This is a genomic window from Xanthomonas sp. NCPPB 3569 (assembly GCF_041475645.2).
GTDB lineage: Bacteria > Pseudomonadota > Gammaproteobacteria > Xanthomonadales > Xanthomonadaceae > Xanthomonas > Xanthomonas phaseoli.
In genome coordinates this window covers 2,671,439-2,684,810 of record NZ_CM192969.1, presented here as the reverse complement: position 1 = coordinate 2,684,810, position 13,372 = coordinate 2,671,439, and the positions used below count along the sequence as shown (strand labels likewise).

7 protein-coding genes and 1 pseudogene are annotated in these 13,372 nt (G+C 64.8%); 5 read left to right on the top strand and 3 right to left on the bottom strand.

Annotated features, from left to right (window positions below; genetic code table 11):
• The first annotated feature begins 18 nt into the window (after positions 1 to 18).
• Genes ACCQ03_RS11810 through ACCQ03_RS11800 form a run of 3 tightly spaced genes read left to right on the top strand, consistent with a single transcriptional unit; the run spans position 19 to position 3,190 of the window.
• Positions 19 to 1,254, top strand: coding sequence for an aminotransferase class V-fold PLP-dependent enzyme (locus ACCQ03_RS11810; RefSeq protein WP_209225414.1), 1,236 nt, complete (start codon positions 19 to 21; stop codon positions 1,252 to 1,254).
• Entirely contained in the window at positions 1,251 to 2,042 is a 792-nt protein-coding gene (locus ACCQ03_RS11805; RefSeq protein WP_209225412.1) for an SDR family oxidoreductase, read from the top strand. The genes ACCQ03_RS11810 and ACCQ03_RS11805 overlap by 4 nt, the downstream gene beginning before the upstream one ends.
• An 11-nt stretch (positions 2,043 to 2,053) precedes the next feature.
• The gene (locus tag ACCQ03_RS11800) at positions 2,054 to 3,190 is read left to right on the top strand and encodes an aminotransferase class I/II-fold pyridoxal phosphate-dependent enzyme (protein ID WP_057678384.1); all 1,137 of its coding nucleotides are present in this window, start codon (positions 2,054 to 2,056) and stop codon (positions 3,188 to 3,190) included.
• 405 nt (positions 3,191 to 3,595) lie between these two features.
• Here ACCQ03_RS11800 and ACCQ03_RS11795 read toward each other — a convergent pair.
• A pseudogene (locus tag ACCQ03_RS11795) lies at positions 3,596 to 5,846 on the bottom strand (methyl-accepting chemotaxis protein).
• Between the two features lie 948 nt (positions 5,847 to 6,794).
• Between ACCQ03_RS11795 and ACCQ03_RS11790 the strand changes: the two are divergent.
• Entirely contained in the window at positions 6,795 to 8,723 is a 1,929-nt protein-coding gene (locus ACCQ03_RS11790; RefSeq protein ID WP_057677969.1) for an alpha-L-fucosidase, read from the top strand.
• Positions 8,724 to 8,889: 166 nt separating this feature from the next.
• A complete protein-coding gene (locus ACCQ03_RS11785) occupies positions 8,890 to 9,243 on the top strand; it encodes a hypothetical protein (protein ID WP_017155583.1) in 354 nt (117 codons plus the stop codon).
• Positions 9,244 to 9,480: 237 nt separating this feature from the next.
• Here the strand turns inward: ACCQ03_RS11785 and galA are convergent, their stop codons facing one another.
• Positions 9,481 to 12,048 (bottom strand): beta-galactosidase GalA, encoded by a 2,568-nt coding sequence (galA, locus tag ACCQ03_RS11780; RefSeq protein WP_209225410.1) that lies wholly within the window; start codon positions 12,046 to 12,048, stop codon positions 9,481 to 9,483.
• On the bottom strand, positions 12,045 to 13,256 hold the full coding sequence (locus ACCQ03_RS11775; protein ID WP_209225408.1) for a glycoside hydrolase family 53 protein: 1,212 nt from the start codon (positions 13,254 to 13,256) through the stop codon (positions 12,045 to 12,047). The genes galA and ACCQ03_RS11775 overlap by 4 nt, the downstream gene beginning before the upstream one ends.
• Positions 13,257 to 13,372: the final 116 nt, after the last annotated feature.

The following is a 13,372-nucleotide window of genomic DNA, read 5'->3' as shown; positions in this document are numbered from 1 at the left end:
GGTCACCTGGAGTTCTTCATGCAACAAGCAACCTGGGGTCTGGACCGCAGTCCAAGCCCGTTTCGGAGCCACTTTGCGTTGGATCCCGACGTGCGCTGTCTCAATCACGGCATGTTGGGCGCCTGTCCAGTCATGGTCCTGCAACGGCAAGCCGAGCTGCGCGCGCGCATGGAACGTCAACCCGCGGCGTTTGTCCTGCGCGAACTTCCGCTGTTGCTGGACGAGGCTCGCCAGGCCCTGTGCGAGGTGATCGGCGCCGATCCCGAGGATCTGGCTCTTGTCCCCAATGTCACCACTGCGTTGAGCGCGGTGCTGCGCTCGCGTGTCTTCGTGCCGGGCGATGAGATCCTCACCACCGATCACGCCTATCTGTCCTGTGCCAATCTGCTGGATTTCATTGCGCGTTCCACCGGGGCCGTGGTGGTGGTTGCCAGGGTACAGGTGCCTGTCAGCCATCCCGATGAGATCCTCGATGCGGTGCTCGGCCGCGTGGCCGCGCGGACACGCTTGGCGGTGCTGGACCACGTCAGCAGCCCCACCGCCATCGTGTTCCCGATCGCAGCACTGGTGCAGCGCCTGGATGCGATGGGCGTCGACACGCTGGTGGACGGTGCGCATGCACCGGGCATGCTGGCGCTGGATCTTCGCGCCATTGGGGCGGCCTACTACGCAGGGGATTGCCACAAATGGCTGTGTAGCCCGCGCGGCGCGGGTTTCCTGCATGTGCGAGGCGATCGCCAGCAGGGCCTGCATCCGGCAGTGATCAGTCGCGGTTACGGCGATACGGCGACACGTCGGCCGCGTCTGCATCTCGAATTCGACTGGCTGGGCACTTCGGATCCGACCGCGCTGCTCTGCATTCCCGCAGCGCTGCAGTTTCTGGCTGGGCTGCTGCCTGGTGGACTGGACGCGTTGTACGCACGCAACCACGCATTGGCCACCCGCGCAGCTGCGCGTCTTGCACAGTCGTTGCCGTTGATGCGCGTGGCGCCGGAGACGATGGTAGGCAGCATGGTGGCGTTGCTGATGGAGTGCCAAGCTCCGACGATCACCGCCGCCCAACTGCAGGATCGGCTGTACGACGCGCACGCGATCGATGTCGCCGTTGCCGCCTGGGCAACGCCAGCGGGGCAGTTGGTCCGCATATCGGCGCAGGCGTACAACACGCTGGACGACTATGCCCGGCTGGGCGAGGCCTTGGCTCACTGCCTTGCGGCACCAAGCGATGCCGAGACGCAAGGAGTGTTGGCATGAGCGTTCCCTGCTTCGAGAACAAGCATGTCGTGATCACCGGTGGCGCAGGCGGAATCGGTAGCGAGCTGATCAAGGTCTTTGCGCAGGCGGGGTGCAAGGTGACCTTCACCTATCGGCCGGGCGAAGACAGTCGCTTGCGCGCAGGCGCGCTGGTAAAGGCGAATGGCGCCGATCGAGTGGTTGCACGGGTCCTGGATGTTGGCGATCGCGATAGCCACGCCCATTTCATGCAGGCCCTGACCGAGCCTGTCGACATCGTCATCCATAACGCAGGTGTCGGCACCAAGACCGTGGAGCGTGCAGCGGCAAGCCACAAGGAACAGGACGAGGTGTTCTTCCGCGTCAATACGCTCGGGCCGTTGTGGTTGAGCGAAGATCTGATTCCCGGCATGCAGGCGCGCGGGCACGGGAAGATCCTGTTTATGAGTTCGGTGGATGGCGGCATCACACATTTCCCGCGCTTCCGTGCGGCCGACGGCATGAGCAAGGCGGCGGTGGCGTTCCTGGGCCGGCAGTTGGCTGCCACCTACGCGTGTACCGGCATCGATGTCTTCACCGTCTGTCCAGGCGCGACCGATACGCCGATGTTCCAGGCCAGTACCTTGAACGCGCTGTCGTCCGAGCAGAGGCAGGCGCTCGAAGCCTCGCTGCCGGGGGGGCGGTTGATCCATCCGCGCGAGATCGCCGATCTCTGCTTCTACCTCTGTCGCGAGGAGGAGCGCATCCTGCGTGGCGCGGTCATCGATGCATCGCTCGGCCTGGGTGTCTGCCCGGCCGTCATGGGATAAGGACCGCACGCATGCCTGTACCGTCGAACAGTTTCTGGGAGCAGTGGCTCATCGCGCATCGTGCCAAGCCCGAGGCCTGCGTGACCTACTCGTTGTCGCCCTCGCCGCCGTTGCAGCCGTTCCTGTCGCAACTGGATCCAGCGTCGTCGCTGGACTGGACAGGCGAGGACTATCAGGGCTTGCCCAGCTTGCGCGAGCGGGTGCTTGAGCAGTACGGCTATCGTCCGAGCTGCGATGTGGACGATGTGCTGATCACCGCCGGTGCGCAGGAGGCCAATTACCTTGTGCTGACGCAGCTGTTGCGTGCGGGCGATGAGTTCGTCATCGACGCACCGGGCTGGCAGCAGCCACTCGTCCTTGCCGAGCAGATCGGCGCGGTCGCCAAGCGTGTGCAGCGGACGGAAGCATCTGGCTGGGCGCTGGACATCGCGCAGCTCGAATCGCTGGTGAGTCCGAAGACCAAACTCATCTTCCTGTGCAACCCGAACAATCCCACCGGGCGGGTGGAAGATGCGCAGACGGTGCAACGCATCATCGCCGCCGCAGACCGGGTCGGTGCGTACATTGTGTCCGACGAGGTCTATCGTGGACTGGAGTGGACCGGGCAGGACACTCCGCGTATCGCAACGCTGTACGCGCGCGGCATCAGTACCGGTAGCGTCTCCAAACTGCTTGGTTTGCAGGGCTTGCGTACCGGGTGGATGGTGACGCGCGACCGCGCGCTGCTGAACGCGGCGATGGTGTTGCGCGAGAACACCAGCGAGATCATGAACGTGCTGGGGGAGCGCATCGCCGAAATTGCGCTACGACCGGAATACTTCGGGCCGGCGGTGGCGCACTCGCGTGCTGTCGGGCAAGAACGAATCGCGTTGCTGGATCGTTTTGTCTCCGGGCAGCCCGCGTTGACATGGACGTCGCCGCAAGCCGGGCTGCTGGGACTTGCACGCTTGCATTTGCCGATCGGTGCCGATGATTTCAGCAGGCAACTGCTGGCGCCGCCATACAACACGTTCGTGATGTCCGGTGGTGCGTATGCCTGCCCGCAGCATATGCGTCTTGGAGCCGGTGGGGTGTCGCTGCCGGAATTGGAGCTGGGGCTTGCGCGGATGGCGCAGTTATTGGCGTCTATTGCGCAGGACGAGCGATAGACCAGCGAACGCGCGTTCGTCAGCGCGGGTGCGCCTATTGCACGCATCAGAGGTCTGATATCGGATAAACCGTGACGTGTTCGATGTCCGTTTCCTCGTGGCGAGGGCGGGCCATGTCGACCCCGTCTCGATTTGCAGATGCGCCGCCTGGCACATCTTGGGCGTACATTCCGGGCCGGCCTTACTGGCGACATGCAAGGCCGGCGACTTGCTTAGCCGGCCTCATGGTCTAACCATTTGTTATCGAAGCGGTGAGCACATTCCCCGAATGGCGATCGGACGGACGGGGAAGGTGCGCAAAACCGTGGTGCGGGAGTGAGTGGTCTATCTCATCCCCGGCACTCGCCACGCCCAACCGACGATTGCGCGATCGTCAGGGCAGTTGTGGTTGGAATGTCTGCCGACTCAGAACTCCTGCCAGTCGGCACTGTTGCTTGAGACGCTTGCCACTGCCGCCTGCCTGGCCGGACGCTTGACCGCGGCCACGGTGAGCTCGCGCTTGGGCGGGGCCACTGGCTTGCTTGTGGGCTGCAGCACGGCGGGCGCAACTGGGCGGATGGCGGCCGGCCGCTCGGCTTGGATCTTGAAGATCGACACCGCCTGGGTGAGTTCGCCGGCCTGCTCTTCCATCGAACGTGCGGCAGCAGTTGCTTCTTCCACCAGCGCGGCGTTTTGCTGGGTGGTTTCGTCCATCTGGGTGACGGTGAGGTTGACCTGTTCGATGCCCGCCGACTGTTCCTGCGAGGCCGCGGAGATCTCGCCCATGATGTCGGTGACGCGCTGCACGCTGGCAACGATTTCCGCCATGGTGGTGCCGGCGGTGTGCACCAGGGTGGAACCTTCTGCCACCCGCTGTACCGAATCGTCGATCAGGCTCTTGATCTCCTTGGCGGCCGCGGTGGAGCGCTGCGCCAGCGTGCGCACTTCGCTGGCCACCACGGCAAAGCCACGGCCCTGTTCGCCGGCGCGCGCCGCTTCCACCGCGGGGTTGAGTGCCAGGATGTTGGTCTGGAACGAGATGCCGTCGATGACGCTGATGATGTCGGCGATCTTCTTGGACGAGGCCTCGATACCGCTCATGGTGCCGACGACCTTGCTGACGACGTCGCCACCTTGCGAGGCGACGCTGGCAGCGCCGATCGCCAGTTGATTGGCTTGGCGGGCGTGCTCGGCATTCTGGCGCACGGTGGAAGTGAGTTCTTCCATCGACGCTGCGGTTTCTTCCAGATTGGCAGCCTGCTGTTCGGTGCGCTGCGACAGGTCCTGATTGCCGGCGGCGATTTCGCTGGCGGCCGCGTTGATCGACACCGCCGAGTGCTGGATGCGCCCGACGATTTCGGCCAGCTGCGTGGCGGTGGCATTGGCATCGTCGCGCATCTGCGCGAACACGCCCCTGAAATCGCCGCTCATGCGTGCGGTCAGGTCGCCTGCAGCGATGGATCGCAGCAGCGAGGACAGCGATTGCAGGTTGCCGTCTGCGGTGGACATCAACTGGTTGAGGCTGTCGACCATGATGTGGAAGTCGTACTGGAAGCGGCCGGCATCGCCACGCGCGCTGAAGTCGCCATTGGCGGCGGACTGCGCAAGTTGCTTGATTTCCGCGTTCATCGCCGACAGGTTGGCCTTGACCTCGTTCATGGTCTGCGTAAGCACGGCTTTTTCGCCGGGCAATGCGTCCATGCTCACGCTCAGATCGCCAATGGCATAGCGCCCCATGATGCGGGCGAGCGTGGTCTGCACCTCAAGATGCGAGGCGACCAGCGCGTTGGTGTCCTGTGCCATGCGGCCGTACTCGCCGGGAAGCGCATCGGCGTCGATTCGGAAGCTGGTCTGTCCTTGATCATGGCGCTTGGCCATGTCGGTCTGCGCGTGCAGCAACGACTGCAACTGCGTCTGCATGCCGCTCATGGCACGTAGCAGGCGACCGGTTTCATCTTGCGCGTCGGACTGCACCTGGTTGTCCAGTTGGCCCTTGGCAATGGCTTCGGCGCCCTTGGTGGCGCGGGCGAGCGGGTGGGTGAGGCTGCGGGTGATCAGCCAGGCAAGCAGGGCGCTGATGGTGACCACGGCCACGCCGCCGATAAACAACAGCCACTTGGCGCGGGTCAGCGACTGCACAGCGTCGGCGTAAGCTTGCTGGCTCTGCTCTTCCTGCCGGCTGACCAGCTGGCGGATCTTGTCCTGCCATGCGGCGTTGGCCTGACGCCCCGCCTCGTTGAGCAGTGCCTGCGCGGCTGCGTTTTCATCTTTGGCCGCCAGTGCCATGACCTCATCATTGATCTTGCCGGAAACCAGGCGCTGCGCATCCATTTCCTTGCGAATCTTGCGGCCTTCTTCCGAGGTGGGCAGCGTATCGAGCTTTTCGCGCAGTTCCTTGTAGCGCTGGCGTTGCGCCTTGATCGCTTCCAACGCCTGCGTGTTGAGCGCTTCGCTGGTGGCCATGGCGTAGGTGCTCAAGGCGATCATGATCGACGAGTTGGCGTCCAGCATCCCGTTGCCCATCTGGATCTTGGCCATACGATCCAGCACGATGAAATCCAGCTGCTTCCTGGCGCTGGCCATCGAGCTCAGCCCGGTCGCGACCAGCAAGCCGGAAAGCACGATCAGCAGGCCGAAGGCGGCGACCGACGGAATAACGTTGAAGTAGGGCGGTCATGCGGCAATCCCGGAATCGAAGTGGATGGGCGCCGTCCGGTCAGCCGCGTGAAGAACGCATGAAGGTGGGGCAGCATCGGGATAACGATAGGAAATCGGCAAACTTGACCGCCCGCAGTACCGCTCGGATTTAGGCCCGAGTTGTGAACGTCGCCGTTCAGACCCCAGCGCCGGAAAGCGCTGCATGAGGACGTCAAACCATGGCAGAGGCTGCTTTCTGTGCCGTCATTGCTGACCTCTGCTGCCCATTCCGTTGCAGTTGTCGGGTCTGCTGCCTGCAAGCTACCCGTGCGACAGCCGCGCATGGAGGACTGCAATCAGGAATGGCGTGCCGCCGTCGACGCGCCGGGCGATCGGCTGGCCGCGCTGCGCCAGGCGCGCTGCTGAAGCCGATGCTGATGTCGCATCCGGTTCCACTTGTCTCGCCGAACGCCTGATACGAACCGTCTTCCTGGATCGTCGTCCTTACACAGAGCAGGGCTGTCGCCGCGGTGGAACGACCGACGGATGAGCGCATGCCGGAACACCCAAGGCATGCAAAGCCACGTCTCGCGGGCACTGTGCCCGGGTAGATTTGCGATAGGCGCGCCATCGCGTGTCTTGTTGTCCTGCTACATGTCAGCACCAGACGCGGCGCGGCGAAATCTCCGAATGACTGCCGGTTGGCCCGAACGATGGAAATTCAGCATCACCGCTCAGGGTTCTTTGCTGGAACTGGAGCCGATGCGGCGCGCTTCCGCGATCTGACGCGAAAGCCGGCAAGGCGCCGTGCGGCGAACCATTCGCCGTCGACCATGAACGCTTGTCGCATGCTTCCACGTTCTTCGACGCCAGCCGGGACGGCGCCAGTGCGTGTGCGGTGCTTGCATCACCATCCGTTGCTGCGGGGCAGGACTCTTCGCCATTGGAAAAGCTAAGATCGAAACTTGTGCAAAGTCGGAAGTCGCCAATGATCGATCGTCGTACCTTTCTTGCCACGGGTGTGGTGGCCGCTGCCGCCAGTTTCGGCGCGTCGGCAGCGGGCATCGCGCCGGCGCCGCGCGCCAGCGGACCGGCGCCGTGGGGTGCGGTGCCCAGCCCGCGACAGCTGCGTTGGCATCGGTGGGAGCAATACGCCTTCGTGCATTTTGCGATGAATACCTTCACCGACAAGGAATGGGGCTACGGCGACGAGGATCCGCGCAAATTCGATCCCAGCGATTTTTCAGCCGATCAGATCGTCGCCGCTGCCAAGGCCGGCAATCTGAAAGGGCTGATTTTCACCGCCAAGCACCACGATGGATTCTGCCTGTGGCCGACACGCCTGACCGAGCATTGCATCCGCAATTCGCCCTACAAAAACGGCAAGGGTGACATCGTCGGCGAGATGGCCGCGGCATGCCGACGCGCGGGCCTGGCCTTCGGCATCTATCTCTCCCCCTGGGATCGCAACCACGCCGAATATGGCCGCCCCGGCTATCTGGACTATTTCCGCAAACAGATCGTCGAACTCTGCACGGGCTACGGCGACCTGTTCGAGTTCTGGTTCGACGGCGCCAATGGCGGCGACGGCTATTACGGTGGCGCGCGCGAATCGCGCAAGATCGATGCGCCTGCGTACTACAACTGGCCGCGGATGATCGAGCTGGTGCATCGGCATCAGCCGATGGCATGTACCTTCGATCCGCTCGGCGCCGATATCCGGTGGGGCGGCAACGAAGACGGCATCGCTGGCGATCCGTCCTGGCCGACCATGCCCAATGCGCCGTACACCCAGGAAAACGGCAATTCCGGCGTGCGCGGGGGAGCGCTGTGGTGGCCGGCCGAAACCAATACGTCGATCCGTCCGGGCTGGTTCTATCACGCTGACGAAGACGGCAAGGTGCGCAGCCCGGAGAATCTGGTGCGCTACTTCGACACCTCGGTGGCGCGCGGTACCAACATGAACCTCAATCTGCCGCCCGACCGACGCGGCCGCATCCCCGACCACGACGTGGCGGTGCTGCAGAGTTTCGGCGATGCGATACGCGCCAGTTTCGCCATCGACCTGGCCAAGGGCGCCAAGGCCAGTGCCAGTGCGTCGCGCGGTGTCGGGTTCGAGCCGGCGCGCGTGCTCGATCGCCAGCCGGACAGCTACTGGTCTACGCCGGATGAGATCACCACGCCGACGCTGACGCTGGAACTGTCGACGGCGCACAGCTTCGACCTGATCCGGTTGCGCGAATACCTGCCGCTGGGCGTGCGCGTTACCCGCTTCGCGGTCGAAGCCGAGTTCGATGGGCAATGGCGGCGGTTGGCCGAGGCGCAGTGCATCGGTGCACAGCGGATCGTGCGCCTGGAGCGCCCGATCGCCGCACGCCGGGTGCGCCTGGTCGTGCTCGAGGCACCGGTCTGCCCGGCGATCAGCGAATTCGCCCTGTTCCGCGCCGTTGCGCCTGTGCCGGTCGCGCGCCCGGTGGCGAATGCGCCGGACGTGCTGTCCACCGCCGGCTGGCGCATCGTCGAGGCGAGCGCGCCAGGGGCGGAGAAGTTGCTCGACGACGATGCCAGCACGATCTGGATCACGCCCGCACCGACGCCGGGCCATCCCGTGCAGGCGACCATCGACCTCGGCGCGTCGCGTCAGGTTGCCGGGTTCAGCCTCACGCCCTCGCGCGCAGTGATGACCGGTGCGGCGCCGCCGAAGGGCTATCGCGCCGAAACCAGCGAAGATGGCCAGCACTGGCAGCCGGCCGGCGCCGGCGAGCTCTCCAACATCGCCTATGCGCTCTCGACCCAGCGGCTGAATTTCCCCGAGGTCCGCCAGATCCGCTATCTGCGGCTGTCGTTCGCGGAGACGGCGGTGCCCGCCGAGCGGCTGGCGATTGCAGGGATCGGTGCGTTCTCACGCTTGCGATGAGAGCGTGCACTCCCGCGCGGCCGTGCGCCGCGTGGGAGGGTATCGCTGGGTGGCGACAGTTTCGCGCGTCGAACACGTCAAGCGACGCGATGGAGAGGGCGCTGGCCGCAGTCGCACCATGTGGCGAACCTGAATCGTCAACCTGGCTTGCACGCCGTCGTTCCAGATGAGGCGCTATGGTGCGCGGCGCATGACGCAGGCGACCTGGTTGGATATGGAACAGAAACAACACGAGTGGATGCAGGCGGTGACCGAGGCGCTCAGCGATCTGCTGGCCGCGCGCGTGGCCCAGTCCACGCTGCTGGAGGCGATGCTGGTCTCGCATCCGGATCCGGTGACGCTTAGAAAGGCGTGGGATGAGTTATCGTCCCAGCGCATCGCCTATGTGGCGCAGAACAAAGCGCTGGCCGACGACCCGCGCCCGATGGATGCCCAGACACTGGAGCAGTTCCGCGCGTGGGAAGACAAGTTCAACCGCTATTTTCCGCGCGACCCGGCTGCCGGAAGTGCGCAGACCTGAGGCTGCCGATGTGACGCGGACGTAGGGGGCCGACCTGTCAGGGCTGCCGACGATGTGCGCGCCGTGGCCAAAGCCCGCATGCGATCTTTCTAGCCCGGGATCACCTGCTCGATCGTCGCCGCCAGCAAACCTACCGATGGACGGCCCTCGACGCGCGTATGGCGCCGCTACGCTGCCGAGGCCACTACTGGCCCCGGTCACGCAGCACGTTCGGTTGCCGTACGCGGCGATTGGGCTTCAAGCCACCGACGCGCGCGCTCGCATGGGCTCGGCAGGCAGGCGCAACGTGGATGCGGTCAGCCCAGGCGCAGTTGCCTGCAGCACGATGTCGCCACTGCTGCGCGTGGTTTGCAGCAGCGCCGCACACAAGCCGTTGAACGCCTTGCGCCGCGGCGCCTTGTCGTCTTCGTGGCTGCTGGGATCGCCATTGCCGACACCAATCAGTTGCGCGGGTCCGCGCAGCGTAAATTGCACCAGGTTGTCGGCAGTCGGTACCAGGCGGCCTTGCGCATCGAGGATTTCCACCTTCACCACGGCCACATCTTCGGCATCGGCACGTAGCGCGTTGCGGTCGCAGCTCAAGCGAATCGCCGCCGGCGTGCCCGTGGTTTCGCGGCGCTCGCTGAGGAGCAGTTTGCCGCCGCGATAGCCGCGCGCTTCGATCATGCCGGGCGCATAGGCCACGCGCCATTCGACATGGCCGTAGGCCGGCACCTGCTGCAGGCCCTGGCTGACACCATTGACCAGCAGTTCCACCGCCTCGAGATTGCTATGGCACCAGACCGCGATGTGGCCGTTGTCGTCGGGCTGCAGCACGCCGTCCCAGTTCCAGTGCGGGAACAGATGCAGGACCGGTTCGCTGGTCCATTGCGCGCGGTAGTACCAGTAATTGTCTTTCGGAAAGCCGCAGCTATCGAGCACGCCGAATTGCGAAGCCACATTCGGCCAGCGGTTGTAGGGCGTGGGCTCGCCGCGATAGTCGAAGCCGGTCCAGATGAAGCCGCCGGCGATATACGGGCGTTGCGCGACATAGCTCCACCAGGCTTCGGCGGTGCTGGCCCACCAGGGATGGTCCAGGTCGTAGGCGCGGGTATAGCCGCGTTGCTCGTCGCGCTGATAGTTGCCGCGCACCGACACGGTGCTGCCGGTTTCGCTGCCGTAGATCGGGATGTGGGGGTATTGCGCATGGAAGCCATCCATCTGGCTGGTGCGGTAGTTGAAGCCGACCACATCCACCACCTGGCCCACGCCGTCACCGAAACCTTTGTCCATGGCGAAGGTGGTGGGGCGGGTGGGATCGAGCTGGCGCACGCGTTGTTGCATGCGGGTCACGATGCGTGCACCGCGCTCGGTCACTTGCTGCGGTTCCTCGTTGCCGAGCGACCACAGGATGACGCTGGGATGATTGCGGCCACGCCGTACCATCGTTTCCAGCTCGCCCATGGCCTCAGGATCGGTGGACATGCGGCGGGTTTCTTCGATCACCAACATGCCCAATCGGTCGCACAGCGCGAGCAATGCCGGGGTGGCCGGATTGTGCGAGCTGCGGTAGGCGTTGCAGCCCATCGACTTGAGCTGGCGCAGGCGCCATTCGTGCAGCGCATCCGGGATGGCGGTGCCCACACCTGCGTGATCCTGATGATTGTTGGTGCCGTGCAACTTGAGCGGTGCGCCGTTCAACAGGAAGCCGCGCTGCGCGTCGAAGGCGATGCTGCGCACGCCAAACGGCGTGACCAGCGCATCGACTGCAGTGCCATCGCTGTGCACGCTGCTGGTCAGGCTGTAGAGCTGGGGCGTGTCGATCGACCAAAGCGCGGCCGGCCCGAGCGGCAAGGTCTGTTCGACCACCTGCAGCTGCCCGGGCGCGACGGTGACCACTGCGCTGGCCGCTTGTGCCACGGTGCGTCCGTCCGGTGCGGTGATGCGCGCCTGCACCACGCAATGGCATGGCGTGGCGCCGTCGTTGCACACTTCGGTGGATAGCTGGGCAGTGGCATTGCCATCCTGCACGGTGCTGCGCACGAACACCCCGTTTTGCGGGATGTGGAGGGGGGCGGTCTTGTGCAGCCACACATGCCGGTAGATGCCGGCGCCTTCGTAGAACCAGCCTTCGCCCAGCGTGGCATCCACGCGGATGGCGATGATGTTGGGCTTGCCGTAGTCGAGCACGTCGCTGAGGTCGACTTCGAAGCCGCAATAGCCGCTGGCATTGCGGCCGACGATGTGCCCATTGCAGAACACGATGCACTCACGGAACACGCCATCGAACACCAGGGCGATGCGCTTGCCCAAATCGCTTGCCGGAATCTGCAATATGCGCCGATACCAGCCCACGCTGTTCTCCGGAAAGCTCGTGCCCAGCGGCTTGTAGCCGTGCGCGGCGGCCGGGTCTTCCTCGGTGATGGAGGCCGAGATCGGCTCCTGCCGAAACGGCAGACCAACGGCCCAATCGTGAGGGAGATCCACCGGTTGCCAGGCACTGTCGTCGAACGCCAGTTGCGCGGCAGTGGCGGTGTCCTTGCCGGCCTTGGCGAAGGTGCGTTGGAACGTGCCGAACTCGAAATCGCGCGCAGCATCGCTGGCATGGCCCAGATGGAAGCGCCAACCGAAGTCGAACAGCAGACGCTCACGCGGTGCCAGCGCTGCATCGCCCAGCGTTGATGCTGAGATGGCGTGCTTGGTCGCAGCCGGTGCAGCCGTAGCGCAGGCCGACGCCAGTGCGCCGGCTGCGCCCGCCGGCAGTGCGGCGCTCACCCCACTGGCCAGCATGCCGCGCAGCAACTCACGCCGATTGATGCCGCTCATGGTTGTGTCCTTTTGCCGGCTGCTGCGGAACCATCTGGTGTACTGGCAGCATGTTGGCTTGCGTTGGGCTTACTTGAGGCAGGCACGCCGGTATACGGGTGGCGCATGAAGTCGATCGCCGGCAGCACCTCGTTGCCGTGCTTGAAGTCGAAGAAGCTGGCGTTTTCCCACGACGAGCCGGTGCCCCAGCGCGTTTTGCAACGGCTGCTGGTCCATGCCGGCTCCCAATACACCACGCCCGCCCCGCCGGCATCGATGACCAGTTGGGTGAGGTCCACCATGTAGCGTGCCTGGCCTTGCGGCGTGGCCGGGTAGCCGGCAATCAGCGAGTCTTCGCCGAGCAGGTTGTGCGAGGTGTCGCCTGCGTCCAGCGTCCACGGGTACGCGGTTTCCACCACCACCACATCGGCGTCATAACGGCCGCGCAGACGCCTGATGGTCTTGCCCAGTTCGGCCATCGATTGCGTGGACCACTTGCGGTAGTAGCTGATGCCGATCAGATCGAAATCGGTGACGCCGGCCTTGGTGGCGTCGGCGAACCACGGCTGCACATTTTCCGGTTGGGCGATATGCAGCATCACCCGCGGCTTGATCGTCGAGCGCGCGCTCATGTCGCGCACCGCCTTGATGCCGGCGTTGAACAGCTTGGCGTTGCGCTGCCAATCGATCGGGCGCTTCTTGTCCGAGGGCGTGCTGTCCATCAGGTCGGAATTGCTTTCGTTGCCCACTTGCACCAGCTCGGGCATCAAGCCGGCGCGGTCGAGCGCACTGAGCGTGTCGTAGGTGAAGCCATACAGCGTACGCGCCAGCTCGTCGGTGTCGGTGATGCTGGCCCAGGCCTTGGGAATCAGTTGCTTTTCGCCGTCGGCCCAATCGTCGGAGTAGTGCAGATCTAGCAGCACCTGCATGCCGTGCGCGCGTGCACGCGCAATGGTCTTCTTCACGTCCGACAGGTCGCTGTACTTGGTCCAGCGCGCATCGTTCCACAAGCGCACGCGCACCAGATTGGCGCCGTGTGCGTGGAACAGTTCGAACGGATCGGTGACCACGCCGTTCTCGCGGTATTGCACGCCGCACTCTTCCATCTCATTGACGTAGGACAGGTCCGCGCCGAGATACAACGTGGCGGGAGCCGGGGCGGCGTGTGCGAAGGTGGAAATGGCCAGCGCCAGGAGCGCGGGCGTCCAGAGACGGCGGGGTGAGCGCATGCAATTCCTCGACAGAGACAACGTGGAGCGGGCGACAGCATGCCGCAGGCGGCCGTGCGGCCGTGCTGCCGTGCGGCAGCCGTGCGCAGTCCAATCGTGGCGTGCAGACTGGACTG

Coding starts and splice junctions, on each gene's coding strand:
- ACCQ03_RS11810 (WP_209225414.1), top strand. CDS start 19: ATGCAACAAGCAACCTGGGGTCTGGACCGCAGTCCAAGCCCGTTTCGG.
- ACCQ03_RS11805 (WP_209225412.1), top strand. CDS start 1,251: ATGAGCGTTCCCTGCTTCGAGAACAAGCATGTCGTGATCACCGGTGGC.
- ACCQ03_RS11800 (WP_057678384.1), top strand. CDS start 2,054: ATGCCTGTACCGTCGAACAGTTTCTGGGAGCAGTGGCTCATCGCGCAT.
- ACCQ03_RS11790 (WP_057677969.1), top strand. CDS start 6,795: ATGATCGATCGTCGTACCTTTCTTGCCACGGGTGTGGTGGCCGCTGCC.
- ACCQ03_RS11785 (WP_017155583.1), top strand. CDS start 8,890: ATGAGGCGCTATGGTGCGCGGCGCATGACGCAGGCGACCTGGTTGGAT.
- galA (WP_209225410.1), bottom strand. CDS start 12,048: ATGAGCGGCATCAATCGGCGTGAGTTGCTGCGCGGCATGCTGGCCAGT.
- ACCQ03_RS11775 (WP_209225408.1), bottom strand. CDS start 13,256: ATGCGCTCACCCCGCCGTCTCTGGACGCCCGCGCTCCTGGCGCTGGCC.